At 55.2% G+C, this 15287-nt stretch carries 12 protein-coding genes; 10 read left to right on the forward strand and 2 right to left on the reverse strand.

Translation table 11 applies throughout. The annotated features are described in order from the left end of the window. Window positions 1–90: 90 nt before the first annotated feature. Window positions 91–300 (forward strand): SlyX family protein, encoded by a 210-nt coding sequence (locus AB9F26_RS08845; RefSeq protein ID WP_039004423.1) that lies wholly within the window; start codon window positions 91–93, stop codon window positions 298–300. Window positions 301–310: 10 nt separating this feature from the next. Here the strand turns inward: AB9F26_RS08845 and AB9F26_RS08850 are convergent, their stop codons facing one another. Both AB9F26_RS08850 and dnaE read right to left on the reverse strand, forming a co-directional pair. After that, entirely contained in the window at window positions 311–1024 is a 714-nt protein-coding gene (locus tag AB9F26_RS08850) for a hypothetical protein (protein WP_369767815.1), read from the reverse strand. A 146-nt stretch (window positions 1025–1170) separates the two neighbouring features. Continuing rightward, window positions 1171–4647 carry a DNA polymerase III subunit alpha gene (dnaE, locus tag AB9F26_RS08855; RefSeq protein WP_369767816.1) on the reverse strand — a complete coding sequence of 1159 codons (3477 nt, stop codon included), beginning with the start codon at window positions 4645–4647 and terminating at the stop codon, window positions 1171–1173. A 247-nt stretch (window positions 4648–4894) separates the two neighbouring features. On the opposite strand from dnaE, the gene xdhA reads away from it, so the two are divergent. Genes xdhA through AB9F26_RS08900 form a run of 9 tightly spaced genes read left to right on the forward strand, consistent with a single transcriptional unit; the run spans window position 4895 to window position 15236 of the window. Then, window positions 4895–6268, forward strand: a complete 1374-nt coding sequence (gene xdhA / locus AB9F26_RS08860; protein ID WP_369767817.1) for a xanthine dehydrogenase small subunit — start codon at window positions 4895–4897, stop codon at window positions 6266–6268. Beyond that, the gene (gene xdhB, locus AB9F26_RS08865) at window positions 6265–8553 is read left to right on the forward strand and encodes a xanthine dehydrogenase molybdopterin binding subunit (protein ID WP_369767819.1); all 2289 of its coding nucleotides are present in this window, start codon (window positions 6265–6267) and stop codon (window positions 8551–8553) included. Before xdhA ends, xdhB begins: the two co-directional genes overlap by 4 nt. Beyond that, a complete protein-coding gene (gene xdhC / locus AB9F26_RS08870; protein ID WP_335585615.1) occupies window positions 8550–9455 on the forward strand; it encodes a xanthine dehydrogenase accessory protein XdhC in 906 nt (301 codons plus the stop codon). The genes xdhB and xdhC overlap by 4 nt, the downstream gene beginning before the upstream one ends. A 16-nt stretch (window positions 9456–9471) precedes the next feature. Next, complete coding sequence (locus tag AB9F26_RS08875; RefSeq protein ID WP_335585616.1) at window positions 9472–10992, forward strand: ABC transporter ATP-binding protein; 1521 nt, start codon at window positions 9472–9474, stop codon at window positions 10990–10992. 48 nt (window positions 10993–11040) lie between these two features. Then, window positions 11041–12126, forward strand: a complete 1086-nt coding sequence (locus AB9F26_RS08880) for an ABC transporter permease (protein WP_335585617.1) — start codon at window positions 11041–11043, stop codon at window positions 12124–12126. Further along, complete coding sequence (locus AB9F26_RS08885; protein WP_369754272.1) at window positions 12123–12473, forward strand: hypothetical protein; 351 nt, start codon at window positions 12123–12125, stop codon at window positions 12471–12473. Before AB9F26_RS08880 ends, AB9F26_RS08885 begins: the two co-directional genes overlap by 4 nt. Further along, window positions 12473–13393 carry an ABC transporter permease gene (locus tag AB9F26_RS08890; protein WP_335585619.1) on the forward strand — a complete coding sequence of 307 codons (921 nt, stop codon included), beginning with the start codon at window positions 12473–12475 and terminating at the stop codon, window positions 13391–13393. The genes AB9F26_RS08885 and AB9F26_RS08890 overlap by 1 nt, the downstream gene beginning before the upstream one ends. Window positions 13394–13400: 7 nt before the next feature. After that, window positions 13401–14141 (forward strand): ion transporter, encoded by a 741-nt coding sequence (locus AB9F26_RS08895; RefSeq protein WP_335585620.1) that lies wholly within the window; start codon window positions 13401–13403, stop codon window positions 14139–14141. A 21-nt stretch (window positions 14142–14162) separates the two neighbouring features. Beyond that, window positions 14163–15236: a BMP family ABC transporter substrate-binding protein gene (locus AB9F26_RS08900; protein WP_335585621.1), complete on the forward strand. Its 1074-nt coding sequence runs from the start codon at window positions 14163–14165 to the stop codon at window positions 15234–15236. The last annotated feature ends 51 nt before the right edge of the window (window positions 15237–15287 follow it).

Genomic DNA, 15287 nt, shown 5'->3' on the forward strand with positions numbered 1-15287 from the left:
ATGTTTACGCTTTGGGCTTTATCGCGCGACGCGCTTGGGAGCAAGGTAAAGGCTCTAGAATTCATCGATCTGTGGTGATATGGCAGGCCTATGAGCGAAAAACGTATCACGCAAATCGAAGAAGAGATGGCCCATTTGACCCGCGCGGTCGAGGACCTGTCCGATATTGTTGCGCGTATGGATACTGAAAACAGCCTTCTGAAGCACCGTGTGCAAATGCTCCTGCAACGCGAAGCGGAACGTGAATCTCAAGGGGGCGGCGGCGCCGTTCTTACGGACCAACGCCCGCCACATTGGTAGAAATCTAGCGTTATTTCACCAAGGTGCTCGCACGGATTTTACCATTGTGAAGCAAAACTTCAGCCCATTCTCCAACACCACCAAACGCTCCATAAAGTGTAACCAAAGCAGTTGATTTTGCGAGCGTATTCATTTTCTTCTCGCCACAGGCCACGCCCTTTCCGACGTTACATTTCTGCCCCTTGATGACCTCATAGGCCATGTCAGTATCGGAATAGGGGACCGATTTCTCTTTCACTTCATAGCGCATAATTTCATGCAATTGCAGGTCGCCAAACATCGCCACAGCGGCGGTAAATTTACGTGGGCAGTTGTCTGAAAAACCTGTGATGTAAAAATCATGTGGGGTTTTAGTGGATGGATTAGAATCATAGAGGAAAAGTTTCGAGCCCTTTGCCGGATACCCTTCGATTTTCGTTCCCATCGCTCTTTTAGAAATCCCGCAAGCTTTGATAGCCACGCCCAGCGGCGCAGGCCCCGTTGCAATTGTGGCCTCCGCATCATTGGCTTTATTTCCAGATAGGCGCGAAAAGAAGCTCTGTTCATTTGGATCGGCAACTAGGGAGGTTTTCGCGCCGCTTGGCGCTCCTTCAAGTTGGCTGATTGTCGTGATCTCTTGGTCTGGCGCGTCTGATTCTTGCACCGGCGTTGTCGTCGCCTGACAGCCAGCCAAGAAGATGATCATTGCGCAAACGCATGGTTTCGCGAGCAGTTTTAACGTCATTCTATCCCCCAAAAGAGGCGCGGAGCTGGTTTCCCCAGCCTTCTTTGCCCTCAATTCACGGTGTTTTTACGTGAATTTTGGTTCACAAAGCAATAACCACGTTTAAAACTCGGCGATTAAACGCCTTCAGGTGCCCCGAAGTTTGCCTATGTAAACTCTTCCACCGTCACCACACCGCCCAGCGATTTGAGCGCGCTTTTGATCTGCGGGCTTACAGGATATTCTTTGCCCAACTCCATCTCAACCTCCCCTGGAAGGCTCGGATCGAGCAAGCAAAAAGAGATCGGCCCGCGATTGCGATTGGCTTTATCATCAAGCGCGCGCTCCAAAACCGACGCAACCGAAGTTGCCGCTTCCACGGTCTCGATAAACACTTTCAAACCCTTGGTGCCAGCCTCCGCGACGACCCCGTCGATGGGCGTCACGCTGCGGGCGATAGGATCAAACTGACCGTCCTCGAATTTCGCCTCAATGGTCATCACAACGCGGGATGTTTTCTCCAATACCGCGCGGGTCGCCTCAAAATCTTTGCAAAACATCGCCATGCCCGAGATCTGGCTTGTTGGGTCAGAAATATTCATCCTAAAAAACTGAGTGCCGCGTCCAGATTTGCGTTGCTGAAGGCCCGAAACGATCACCCCGACTTTGCAAATTGCCGCCCCTGTTCGCTCGGCTTTCTCCCGCGCTTCATCGAGGGAAATCACGCCTTTGCGCTTAAGCGGCGCCATATAATCATCCAGCGGGTGGCCCGACAGATAAAAGCCAATCGCTTTATTTTCCTCAGACAAACGATCGTCAGAATTCCAGTCTTCGACGCCTGAAAGGCGCGGTTCGGGCAAATCGTCGCCCGCCTCGCCAAAGAGCGAAACCTGATTTGACGCGCGCTGTTCGTGTATGGCGGCGGAGTAGCCCACCAACACATCAAGGCTTTCAAAAACCCGCCGCCGATTGGGATCAAGTTGATCAAACGCCCCTGCCCGTGCAAGCATTTCAAGAGGGCGTTTCCCGACGCGTTTCATGTCGGCCCGACGTGCGAAATCATAGAGCGTCGCAAATGGCTTGCCACCTGCCCCGTCTGGTCCCGGCTCGCGGGCCTTAACGATCAGCCCCATCGCATCCGCACCCACGTTTTTCAATCCGCCCAGCGCATAAACGACTTTACCCTCGTAAACGGTAAACGTCTCCAACGAACGGTTCACACAGGGCGGGATAATTTCGATATCCAACCCGCGCCGCACCTCTTCGGCATAGACCGAAAGCTTGTCCGTAAGGTGCAAATCACAGTTCATCACACCGGCCATAAATTCGACGGGATGGTTCGCTTTTAGCCACGCTGTTTGATAGGACACAACCGCATAGGCCGCTGCGTGGGATTTGTTGAAACCATAGTTGGCAAATTTCTCAAGAAGGTCGAAAACCTCGCTGGCCTTCTTCTTGGCAACGCCGTTCTCGCCCGCGCCTTTTTCGAATTTCGGCCGCTCGGCGTCCATCGCCTCTTTGATCTTTTTACCCATCGCGCGGCGCAGCAAATCCGCGCCCCCAAGCGAGTAGCCAGCCATGACCTGCGCAATCTGCATCACCTGTTCCTGATAGACGATAATCCCTTGAGTTTCCTCAAGAATATGGTCAATCAGCGGGTGAACGGATTCAATTTCCTTCAGGCCATTTTTGACCTCACAATAGGTCGGAATATTTTCCATCGGACCGGGCCGATAGAGCGCAACAAGCGCCACGATATCCTCAATACAGTTGGGCTTCATACGCCGAAGCGCATCCATCATCCCCGAGCTCTCAACCTGAAAAACCGCGACGGTTTTCGCGCTGGCATAAAGCTTGTAAGTCAGCTCATCGTCCAAAGGAATCGTGCCGATATCGACGTCAATTCCGCGAAGTTTCAGTAAGTTGAGCGCGGACTGAATGACCGTCAGAGTTTTAAGGCCCAAAAAGTCGAATTTCACCAATCCGGCTTGCTCAACCCATTTCATATTAAACTGGGTCGCGGGCATATCTGAACGCGGATCTTGATAGAGCGGAACGAGTTGATCAAGAGGGCGATCCCCGATCACAACACCCGCCGCGTGGGTCGAGGCATTGCGCAACAACCCCTCGACTTGCTGGGCATAATCCAACAGCCGCGCAACAACTTCTTCGGTGCGCGCTTCTTCACGCAAACGCGGCTCGTCCTTTAGGGCCTGAGCGATCGAAACCGGCTTAACCCCCTCCACGGGGATCAGTTTTGACAGACGATCGACCTGCCCATAGGGCATCTGCAAAACGCGCCCAATATCGCGGATGGCGGCCTTACTCAGAAGGGCCCCGAATGTGATGATTTGCCCAACTTTATCGCGGCCATATTTTTGCTGTACATAGCGGATCACCTCTTCGCGGCGGTCCATGCAAAAATCGATATCGAAATCCGGCATCGAGACCCGCTCTGGGTTCAAAAACCGTTCAAAAAGAAGGGAGTAGCGCAGCGGATCAAGGTCGGTAATGGTCAGCGCATAAGCCACCAACGACCCCGCGCCAGACCCTCGACCCGGACCTACCGGAATGTCATGTTCCTTGGCCCAGTGGATGAAGTCGGCAACGATCAAAAAATAGCCAGGGAACCCCATGCCCTCAATAATACCCAACTCAAAATCCAGCCGCTCTTGGTAGGCTTCCAAACTCACAGCATGAGGAATAATCGCGAGCCGTGCCTGTAGGCCCTCATTCGCTTGACGGCGCAACTCCACGACTTCATCGTCGGCGAATTTTGGCAAAATTGGATCCCGCAGCGCCGCCTTAAAGGCACAGCGTTTTGCAATTTCAACGGTATTTTCAATCGCCTCGGGAAGGTCCGCAAACAGGGTGATCATCTCCTGTTGCGACTTAAAATAATGCTGCGGTGTTAGCTTGCGGCGGGGTTGTTGCTGGTCAACATAGGCCCCCTCAGAGATGCAAATAAGCGCATCATGCGCCGCGTACATGTCGGATTTAGGAAAGTAGACATCATTGGTCGCCACCAGCGGCAAATTCCGCGCATAGGCCATCTCGACAAACCCGCGCTCGGTACCTTGTTCGGCCTCTGTTGTTTGGCCGCCCTCTCCGGGATGGCGTTGCAATTCCACATAGAGGCGACCGTCGTAAATCTGGGCCAAACGCGCCATCAGCGCCTCGGCTTTTGGGCGTTGCGATGCTTGTAAAAGCTTGCCAACCGCCCCCTCAGCTCCCCCCGTCAAACAAATCAGCCCAGCGCCATATTGCTCCAGTTGATCCAGTGAAACCTGCGGTACTTCGCCATTACTGTCGATATAAAGACAGCTCGAAAGATGCATCAGGTTTTCGTAACCTGCCTCATTTTGCGCCAACAAGACCACAGGAGCAGGCAGGCGCGGTTTTTCTCCGGGAGCGGCGGGATCATAGGTGATATCCATCTGGCACCCCAGAATCGGCTGGATGCCATAACTGCTCGCGGTGACGGAAAACTCAAGCGCGGCGAACATCGAATTAGTATCCGTCAACGCCACCGCAGGCATGTTGTTTTGCTCGCAAAATCCCGAGAGTTTCTTGACTGGAACCGCCCCCTCAAGGAGCGAGTATTCTGAATGCAGGCGAAGGTGAATAAACTGTGGTTCTGACATCCAGCAAAACTATCCTCCTTCCTCAGTAAGGGAAACGTCCAATCGCGCATACCTAGGAAAAAACTCACCAGAAATCGGATTATCGCATAAAACAGATAGCTCTTTCTTCACCCGTTTGTGAAAGATTTCTTGCCAGACACCCCTAAACTACGCTTTGCTACAAAAATACTGGGAGCATCTCTGTTTTACGCCACATCGGGCAGGGTGCAAAAATTCCAATGATGAAAAGAAAGTGGCGGGTTTTCGCATGGGTATCACGTTTCTTCTCAACGGAGAAACTGTGCAGCTACAAGAGGTCGCGGCAACGCAGACATTGCTTGATTGGCTGCGCGAAACGCAACAAATGACCGGAACAAAGGAGGGCTGCAACGAAGGCGATTGCGGCGCGTGTTCCGTTATGATCACGGATGACAAAGGTGTCCGTGCGCAAAACGCGTGCATTCTCTTTATGCCCCAACTCAACGGTAAAGCCGTGCGCACCGTCGAGGGGATTTCCGCCCCCGACGGTGCCTTGCATCCTGTTCAATCCGCCATGGTCGAGCATCACGGCAGCCAATGCGGCTTTTGCACCCCCGGATTTGTGGTCTCTCTCGCGGCGGCCCATGTCAACGGCACCACAACCCATGACGAAACGCTGGCGGGCAACCTCTGTCGCTGCACCGGCTATGCGCCGATCATTCGCGCTGCCGAAGCATCGCAATCCGCGCCCATCCCGCCCCATATGATTGAAACGCCCCCCGCCCCCACAACCACCCATTCGGGCGCAAACTGGGTGCAACCCACCTCCAGCGATGATCTTGCGCAATGGTATTTGAAGAATCCCGATGCCACCCTTGTGGGCGGCGCAACGGATATCGGTCTTTGGGTGACAAAACACCTCAAGACACCCGAAAAAATTGCTTTCCTCGGTCAAGTTAAAGACCTTCAAGTTGGCGAAGAATCCCCCAGCCACCTCCACTTTGGTGCGGGCGTAACGATCACCGATTTCGCCACAACCATCCGGCCGCATTTTGCACATTTCGCCCGCATGCTCGCGCGTTATGGCTCAACGCAGGTCCGCAATGCCGCAACCATCGGCGGCAATATCGCCAATGGTTCGCCCATTGGCGACGGCCCTCCCGCACTAATCGCACTTGGTGCAAGTCTCCACCTGCGGCGCGGCGATGAAATCCGCAACATCCCGCTTGAGGACTTCTTTATCGACTATGGCAAACAGGATCGCCAAGAGGGTGAATTTGTCATCGGTATTTCGATCCCCAAACAGCCAGACATGCTACGCTGCTACAAGCTGTCCAAGCGGTTTGATCAGGATATTTCCGCCGTTTTGGGCTGCTTCAACATCATACAAGACGGGACCACAATCACCGAAGCACGCATCGCCTTTGGCGGTATGGCAGGCACCCCCAAGCGGGCGAGTTCCGTGGAAGCCGCGCTTATCGGCCAGCCTTGGACCCGCGCCACGATAGACACTGCAATGAAAGCTTTCGCCCAAGATTTCACCCCAATGTCGGATGCCCGTGCAAGTGCGGCCTACCGTCTGGAAACCGCGCGAAACATGCTCCTGCGGGCTTTCCTTGAGGGCTCAGGCCAAGCCGTAGATCTACACGAGGTGACCGCATGAGCGCCCACACCCCCCTTCCCCACGACGCCGCAACCTTGCACGTAACAGGGGCCGCGCGTTACGTGGACGATATCCCAACACCCGTTGGAACCCTCCACCTTGCCTTCGGCCTTTCCACGATTGCTTGCGGAAAAATCACATCCATCGACCTCACCGCAGTGCGGACTGCCGAAGGCGTCACAGACGTCCTTGTGGCTGGGGATCTCCCGTTCACAAACGATGTCTCGCCCTCCATCCACGACGAGCCTTTGCTGGCCATCGGCAAAGTACATTACGTTGGGCAACCGATTTTCCTCGTGGTTGCCAAAACCCACCTACTGGCCCGCAAGGCGGCCCGCTTGGCCGACATCACCTATGCACAAACCGACGCCCTACTCACCATCGACCAAGCCTTAAACGCGGACAGCCGCTTTGAGGAAGGCCCCCGCATTTATACCAACGGTAACCCACTTGATGCCCTCAAGTCCGCGCGTCACCGAGTGACCGGAACCATTGAGATGGGCGGCCAAGAGCATTTCTATCTCGAAGGCCAAGCCGCCCTTGCCCAGCCCCAAGACAACGGCGATATGGTGGTGAATTCCAGCACCCAACATCCAACCGAAATTCAACACAAAGTTGCCGAAGCTCTCGGCATGCCCATGCACAGTGTGCGCGTTGAAATTCGGCGTATGGGTGGCGGGTTTGGCGGCAAAGAGAGCCAAGGAAACGCGCTCGCTGTGGCCTGTGCCATTGCCGGTCAACGTTCTGGTCGGCCCTGCAAAATGCGCTATGATCGCGACGATGACATGATCATCACTGGAAAACGTCACGATTTCCGCATTTCCTATACCGTCGGATTTTCCGATAGCGGCAAAATCGACGCCGTTGATTTCCTGCATCTGTGCCGCTGTGGCTGGGCCCAAGACCTCAGTTTACCCGTCGCTGACCGCGCTATGCTCCATGCCGACAACGCCTATTTCCTGCCGAATGTGCGTATTGAGAGTCACCGCCTGCGCACCAACACCCAATCCGCAACCGCCTATCGCGGCTTTGGCGGACCACAAGGGGTTTTGGGCATCGAACGCGTGCTCGACCACATCGCCTACAGCCTCGGCAAAGACCCCCTCGAGGTGCGGCGCGTGAACTTTTATCGCGATGCGCCCCAAGATGGAGTCACCAAACCCACGGGCCAAGAAACACCCTATCGCCAAAAAGTCATCGATTGTGTAATCAACCAACTTGTCGATGACCTTGCAGAATCGTCCGACTACAAGGCCCGTCGCGCCGCAGTTAACGTTTGGAACGCTCAAAACGATATCCTCAAAAAGGGTCTCGCCCTCACGCCTGTAAAATTTGGCATTAGCTTCACCCTGACCCACCTCAACCAAGCGGGTGCCTTGGTGCATATCTATCAGGATGGTTCCGTCGCGCTCAATCATGGTGGCACAGAAATGGGCCAAGGCCTGTTTCAGAAAGTCGCCCAAGTTGCCGCGCAAGCGTTGGGCATCCCCATGAAACGCATCCGTATCACCGCAACCGACACCGCCAAAGTGCCCAACACATCGGCCACCGCCGCAAGCTCGGGCACCGATCTGAATGGCATGGCCGTCTATGCGGCGTGTCGTGAATTGCGCAGCCGTTTGGCGGAATTTTTGACGCCCGATGGCACTGGTGTCACCTTTAGTGAGGATAAAGTCTGGCACAACGGTACTGCCCGCGATTGGTGTGATGTTGTAAAATCCGCCTATGAAAACCGCATCAGCCTCTCGGCCACGGGCTTTTATAAAACCCCCGAAATCAAGTGGGACCGTATCGCCGGCAAAGGCCGCCCCTTCTACTATTTCGCCTATGGCGCCGCCGTTTCCGAAGTTGTCGTTGACCGTCTGACTGGTGAAAACCGCATCCTGCGCACCGACATCCTGCATGACGCGGGCAGTTCGATCAATCCGGCGATTGATATCGGCCAAATTGAGGGCGGCTTTGTGCAAGGTGCAGGCTGGCTCACTACCGAAGAATTGGTTTGGAACGACCAAGGCCGTTTGCTGACGCATGCGCCTTCGACCTATAAAATTCCCGCCTGTTCGGACCGTCCAGATATCCTCAATGTTGCCTTATTCGATCGACCCAATCCCATCGAAACGATCTCGCGCTCCAAGGCCGTGGGCGAACCGCCGTTCATGCACGGTATTTCGGTTATGATGGCCCTTTCCGATGCCATCGCAGCCTGTGGCGCGACCTATCCGTCGCTGAATGCGCCCGCCACGGCGGAAGGCATTTTGGCCGCGATCAATCGGGTAAGAGTATGAGTTTCGACCTCGAAACGCTTACCCAGCTGTGCCACTCCCACGGGCCTGTTGCCCGTGTGGTTGTTGTCGATGTGAAAGGCTCCGCGCCGCGCGAAGCGGGGGCCGAAGTCTTTGTTTGGCAAGACGATCAACTCGGCAGCATTGGTGGCGGTGCGCTTGAATTCCAAGCGGTCAACGATGCTCGCGCAGCCCTCCTCCACCAGCCCCGCCCCACTGTGCGCCGCATTCCCCTTGGCCCCGATCTGGGTCAATGTTGCGGCGGCTCCGTGACCCTCGTGACCGAGGTTTTCAAAACGGAAACCCTACCCCAAGGCCGCCAATTCGCCCGCCCCATCGCCGACCAAGCCGCCACAACACAGCCCGCAAAAACGGGCCTAAGCGAAGGCTGGCTGGTTGAAGATGTCAGCCCGTCCAAAACGCCCGTCTGGATTTGGGGCGCAGGCCACGTTGGGCGCGCCCTTGCGGCAACCCTCGCGCCTTTACCCCAGTTCGCAGTCACCCTGATCGACACCACCCAAAACCGCTTTCCAAACCCCATTCCAAATGTCGCGCCCCTCATGGCTGCCGACTTGCCAACGCTTGTGCCCTACGCCCCTGCGACCGCACGCCACTTGGTCATGACCTATGATCACGCGATTGATCTCGCCCTCTGCGCCGCCCTCCTAAAGGTCCCGCATCGGGACATCGGCCTGATTGGTTCAGCCACGAAATGGGCCCGCTTCAAGCGTCGCCTTTCAAGGTTCGGATTTGAAACTGCACAAATAAACGGCATTGCCTGCCCAATAGGTGATCCAAGCACTGGCAAACATCCACAGGCCATTGCCGTATCGGTTGCCGCCGCGCTATTGCTGGATGGTCAAAGCAAAAAACACGTCCCAGATTCACAAAAAGGGGCGGCATGACAATGGGGAAGATGACATGACACAAGACACACTCTTATCGGTCAACGGGCTGACCAAAGCCTATCCCGGGGTGATTGCCAACAGCGATGTCTCCTTTTCGATCAAAGCCGGTGAAGTGCATGCTTTGCTTGGGGAAAATGGCGCGGGGAAGTCAACCCTCGTGAAAATGATCTACGGGCTTGTGCGTCCTGATAGTGGCTATATGGAACTCTCGGGCGCGCCTTATACCCCCGCCGAACCCCGCGCCGCACGCGCTTCTGGCGTTGCGATGGTGTTTCAACATTTCTCGCTTTTCAACGCGCTTTCGGTGGCGGAAAATATCGCCTTAGGCATGGAAAACCCGCCCAAGCAAAACGTACTCAGCGTCCGCATCCGCGAAGTTTCCGAACTCTATGGTCTGCCGCTTGATCCTGAACGTATTGTCGGAGAACTCTCAGCGGGCGAGCGCCAGCGCGTTGAAATCATTCGCTGTCTTCTGCAAAATCCCAAAATCCTGATCATGGATGAGCCAACTTCGGTTTTGACCCCGCAAGAAGTCGATATCTTGTTTGAAACCCTGCGTAAACTCTCGTCCGAGGGCACGTCGATCCTGTATATATCCCACAAGCTCGACGAAATTCGCAGCCTTTGTGATAGCGCTACAATCCTGCGCCTTGGAAAAGTCGTCGATATTTGTAATCCGCGCGAAAAAACCTCCCGCGAACTTGCGGAAATGATGGTGGGCCAAACGCTCCACACCCCCGAGCGCGTTCCCCACGACTTCAAAGACGTTGTAATCGAAGTGCGCGACCTGTCCATGCGTGCCCCCACCGCCTTTGGAACCGCCCTCAAGGATGTATCGTTCAAGGTACACGCGGGTGAAATTCTCGGAATTGGCGGCGTCGCGGGCAATGGCCAAGACGAGTTACTCGCAGCGATTTCGGGCGAAACCAGCCCTAGCAAAGGCGCCGTTTTGGTCAATGGAACAGAAGTCCAACATATGAGGCCGAACGCACGCCGCAAGCTCGCCATTCTTACCGCCCCCGAAGAGCGCCTCGGCCACGCCGCCGCCCCCGACATGTCCCTCATTGAAAACGCACTCATGACAGGGGCCATTCGCGAAGGCCTGACCAATCGCGGCTTCATAAAATGGGGCGCGGCACGAAGTTTTGCCGAAAAAATCATCGCCGATTTTGACGTCCGCACGCCCGGCCCAAATAATGCCGCGCGCGCCCTTTCGGGTGGCAACCTCCAGAAATTTGTCGTGGGTCGCGAAATCCTCCAACGTCCGGACGTGCTTGTTGTTAACCAACCCACATGGGGTGTTGACGCCGCCGCCGCCGCCGATATTCGCCAAGCGTTGCTCGATCTCGCAGCCACAGGCTCGGCGGTCATTGTCATCTCGCAAGACCTCGATGAGCTTATGGAAATCTCCGACAATTTCTCTGCCCTCAACGAAGGCCGTCTCTCCGATCCACGCCCCGTACAGGGTCTGACGGTCGACGAAATCGGCTTAATGATGGGCGGCGCACACGGGATGGAGGCCGCTCATGTTTAACGCTCGCTGCCACGCACAAACCAAACTCACAGGAAATGGGCCCCACCAATGATCCGTCTCGAAAAACGCCCCACCCCGTCACGCACGTGGACTCTGGTAACCCCTATTATCGCCGTTCTCTTAACCATGATCGCCGGCGGTATACTGTTTGCTTTCCTTGGCAAAGACCCCTTCATCGTCATCCGCACCATCTTTTGGGATCCGCTGTTTCATCCCGATTTTGCCGCCTATTCGCGCCCACAATTGCTGGTTAAGGCCGGCCCTTTGATCCTCATTGCTATCGGTCTCTCTATCGGGTTTCGCGCAGGCATCTGGAACATTGGCGCCGAGGGGCAATATATTATTGGCGCGATCTGTGGTGCCTCAGTTGGGCTCGCGTTTTACCCATTGGATGCGTGGTATGTCTTCCCTTTAATGGTGCTTGCGGGAGCGGTCGGTGGCTTTCTCTGGGCTATGATTCCCGCCCTCCTCAAGACCAAATTCGGAACCAACGAAATCCTTGTGTCGCTCATGTTGGTCTATGTGGCCGTCAACGAACTTTCCTCTGTTTCTCAAGGTCTTCTGCGTAACCCTGACGGCATGGGGTTTCCCGGCTCACGGAATTTCCAACAATATCCTGCCGTTTATAATGCGGAACTTATTTCTGGAACGGGCATGCATTGGGGGGTTCTGACGGCTTTTGTCGCTGTGATCGCCGCCTATATTCTGCTCAATCGCCACCTGCTTGGATTTCAAATCCGCCTTACGGGTGAAAGTCCCCGCGCGGCACGGTTTTCGGGCGTGCGTCCAAAACTTCTGATCATCATTTGTATGGGGATTTCTGGTCTCACCGCAGGCCTCGCTGGTATTTTTGAGGTTGCTGGTCCGTCGGGTCAGCTCAACACTAGCTTTGCCGCAGGCTATGGCTTTACCGCCATTATCGTGGCTTTCCTCGGGCGTCTGCATCCCGTCGGCATCCTGTTTGCGGGCCTTTTGTTGGCGCTCACCTATATCGGCGGGGAATTGGCCCAGCTCATGCTCAACCTTCCCGCCGCCGCGATACAGGTGTTCCAAGGGATGCTGTTGTTCTTCCTCTTGGCGATGGATGTTTTCACCAATTTCCGCGTCCGCATCGGGAAGTCGGAAACCGTATGACACGCGCCCACAACCCTGATTTCTGGCCGCGTATATTCACGCTCGTCATCTTTCTCTTGTTTGGCGGATTGATTGGCACGATGGGGCGCGCCATTGCTTTACAGCTTGGGATGGGTTTTTTCACCGGCCCAATCTGGCTGAGCGGAATGATCTTTGTTTACGTTGGCACCACCATGTTTGGACACACAATGCTGCGCAATTTTGCCGACTGGTTTCGCTTGCCCATAATTGTGCCTGAACCCGACCCCGCCACACGCCGCCTCTCGGCGTTTGTCTGGTCTATCTTCCTCATCGGGAGCCTCACGGGCTACCTGCTCACGACGCTCATCCTTAAAGGAGTTTCATAATGGATCTCTCGTCCGTTAATTTCGCAGCGCTTTTGGCGTCCCTTATGGTCGCCGCAACCCCGATCCTTCTTGCCGCTATTGGCGAAATGGTGGTGGAAAAAGCGGGCATTCTGAACCTCGGCGTCGAGGGGATGATGATCACGGGGGCCGTCTCGGGTTTTGCCGTGGCCTACACGACCGGAAGCCCTTTGCTTGGGTTCATCTTTGCCGCTACGGCCTCCGCCGCCCTCAGTATGATTTTCGCGTTCCTGACACTCAAGCTCATGTCCAATCAGGTGGCGACGGGCCTTGCGCTCACGCTCTTTGGCCTCGGCCTCTCGGCCCTCATCGGGCAATCCTTTGCCGAGGCGCGCCCGCCTGTAACCCCAAAACTCGACATCCCTGTCTTGTCGGATCTCCCGTTCTTTGGCCGCGTGCTCTTTTCGCATGATCCCATCGTCTATTTCTCGCTCTTCCTGCTCGTCGCGGTTTGGGCCTTCCTGAAATATTCGCGCATGGGGCTTGTCCTTCGGGCTGTTGGTGAAAACCACGACGCCGCTCACGCACTTGGTTATAAAGTCGTGCGCATTCGCTTCGCTGCCATTGCATTTGGCGGCGCTTGTGCGGGCCTTGGCGGCGCGCATCTTTCACTGGTGCGGGTCGCGCAATGGACTGACGGCATGACTGCGGGGGCTGGTTGGATCGCCCTTGCGATTGTGGTATTTGCCAGCTGGAAAGCCCAGCGTGTCCTCTTTGGCGCCTACCTGTTTGGCGGCATCACCGTGCTACAACTCAACCTTCAGGTCGCCGGAATACCGGTGCCGGTAGAGTACCTGTCGATGAGCCCATATATTATCACAATCATCGTTCTGGTCTTGATTTCCCGCAGTTCCTCGGCAGCCCCAGCGTCCCTTGGTAAATCCTTCCACGCGACCTCCTAAGGCCTCTATGACCCGCGCGAAAATTATCCATATTCTTGACGGAACTGACCCCGCGTTCGGAACTTCGGTTGCGTGGTTTCTGAACGTCGTGATCGGTGTTTCTGCGGCAGCAATTGCGTTGGAAACCATGCCCGGCCTCTCGCCTGCGCTCTACACGACGCTCAGTATCGTCGAGTGGTTCGTACTGGTAGTTTTCACTTTGGAATACCTGACGCGCCTCATTTGTTCGCCCAACCCACTGCGCTATGCGATCAGCTTTTGGGGGATCATTGATCTGTTGTCCTGCTTGCCCATTCTCTCGGTGGTCAAACCCGAATGGGCGGTCCTACGCAGCTTTAGACTGTTGCGGGCATTGCGCCTGTTAAAACTGTTTCGCAGCTCTCGTGCGCTTGATCGATTGGCCCATGCCCTCGACGAAGTCCGCGACGAATTGCTGCTGTTTGTGGTCTTGGCCGTCATCATGCTCTACGTCAGCGCGGTGGGGATCTATGTCTTTGAAAACGAAGCTCAACCCGATGTTTTCTCCTCTATTCCGCATAGCTTCTGGTGGGCCATCGCCTCCTTTACCACGGTGGGATACGGCGATATGGTTCCCATAACGCTTGGGGGTCGAGTCTTTACCAGTTTTATACTGTTTATCGGTCTAGGTGTTGTTGCGGTTCCGGCCGCGATTGTCACCACGGCCTTGCTTGAGGTGGAAACCAATATCCACCCACGGCACCCGTCGAAGAAGAAACCAAAAACTTAAGTCCACTAGGGGAGTACCTAAATGAAACTAATGAAAACACTCGCAACTGCGGCGCTCGCGCTCGGCGTTGCTTTGCCATCCATGGCCGACACCACAAAGGTTGGCTTTGTCTACGTCGGCACGCCAGGCGATGGCGGCTGGACATATGAGCACGATCAAGCGCGCAAAGAAGTCGAAGCCCATTTTGGCGACCAAGTCGAAACAACCTTCGTTGAAAGTGTTGCTGAAGGCCCCGACGCTGAACGCGTTCTAACGCAAATGGCGCTGTCCGGTCACGACTTGATCTTCACCACATCCTTTGGTTACATGGACCAAACAAACAATGTTGCGGCCAAATTCCCTGATATTAAGTTTGAGCACGCAACAGGTTATATCCGCGCGCATCCAAACGTTTCCACCTATGGCGCACGTTTCTACGAAGGCCGCGCCGTCATCGGAACCATTGCGGGTCGCATGACCAAATCCAACAAGATCGGCTATATCGCGTCCTTCCCGATTCCTGAAGTTATTCGCGGCATCAACTCCGCCTATATCCACGCTAAAAAGGTAAACCCAGAAGTCGAAATGAAAGTCGTTTGGGTTTTCTCATGGTTTGATCCTGCAAAAGAAGCAGACGCCGCCGCCGCGCTCATCGAGCAAGGTGTTGACGTGATCATGCAGCACACAGACTCCACCGCTCCAATGGCAAAAGCCGCCGAAACCGAAGGCGTTATCGCATTCGGTCAAGCGTCTGATATGGGCCAATACGCTCCGTCGCCACGTGTTTCCTCTATCATCGACAACTGGGCGCCCTACTATATTGAGCGCACACAAGCGGTTATCGACGGTACATGGGAAAGCGTTGATACATGGAATGGTATCGGTTCTGGCATGGTAAAAATCGGCGACTTCACTGACGTACTTCCAGCACCTGTTCAGGACGAAGCCAATGCCCTCAAAGACGCGCTTGCGGATGGCTCCTACCACGCGTTCACAGGACCTTTGAACAAACAGGACGGCACCCCTTGGCTCGCCGAAGGCGAAACTGCCAATGATGGCGACCTTGCAAGCATGAACTTCTATGTCGAAGGCATTGATGCAGAACTACCTAACTAAAAACGGCTCAATCGGATGAGAAAAAGCCCGGGGGAAACCTCGGGCTTTTTG

It is taken from the genome of Falsihalocynthiibacter sp. BN13B15 (genome assembly GCF_041205415.1).
Classification (GTDB): Bacteria; Pseudomonadota; Alphaproteobacteria; order Rhodobacterales; family Rhodobacteraceae; genus Falsihalocynthiibacter; species Falsihalocynthiibacter arcticus.

Coding starts and splice junctions, on each gene's coding strand:
- AB9F26_RS08845 (WP_039004423.1), top strand. CDS start 91: ATGAGCGAAAAACGTATCACGCAAATCGAAGAAGAGATGGCCCATTTG.
- AB9F26_RS08850 (WP_369767815.1), bottom strand. CDS start 1,024: ATGACGTTAAAACTGCTCGCGAAACCATGCGTTTGCGCAATGATCATC.
- dnaE (WP_369767816.1), bottom strand. CDS start 4,647: ATGTCAGAACCACAGTTTATTCACCTTCGCCTGCATTCAGAATACTCG.
- xdhA (WP_369767817.1), top strand. CDS start 4,895: ATGGGTATCACGTTTCTTCTCAACGGAGAAACTGTGCAGCTACAAGAG.
- xdhB (WP_369767819.1), top strand. CDS start 6,265: ATGAGCGCCCACACCCCCCTTCCCCACGACGCCGCAACCTTGCACGTA.
- xdhC (WP_335585615.1), top strand. CDS start 8,550: ATGAGTTTCGACCTCGAAACGCTTACCCAGCTGTGCCACTCCCACGGG.
- AB9F26_RS08875 (WP_335585616.1), top strand. CDS start 9,472: ATGACACAAGACACACTCTTATCGGTCAACGGGCTGACCAAAGCCTAT.
- AB9F26_RS08880 (WP_335585617.1), top strand. CDS start 11,041: ATGATCCGTCTCGAAAAACGCCCCACCCCGTCACGCACGTGGACTCTG.
- AB9F26_RS08885 (WP_369754272.1), top strand. CDS start 12,123: ATGACACGCGCCCACAACCCTGATTTCTGGCCGCGTATATTCACGCTC.
- AB9F26_RS08890 (WP_335585619.1), top strand. CDS start 12,473: ATGGATCTCTCGTCCGTTAATTTCGCAGCGCTTTTGGCGTCCCTTATG.
- AB9F26_RS08895 (WP_335585620.1), top strand. CDS start 13,401: ATGACCCGCGCGAAAATTATCCATATTCTTGACGGAACTGACCCCGCG.
- AB9F26_RS08900 (WP_335585621.1), top strand. CDS start 14,163: ATGAAACTAATGAAAACACTCGCAACTGCGGCGCTCGCGCTCGGCGTT.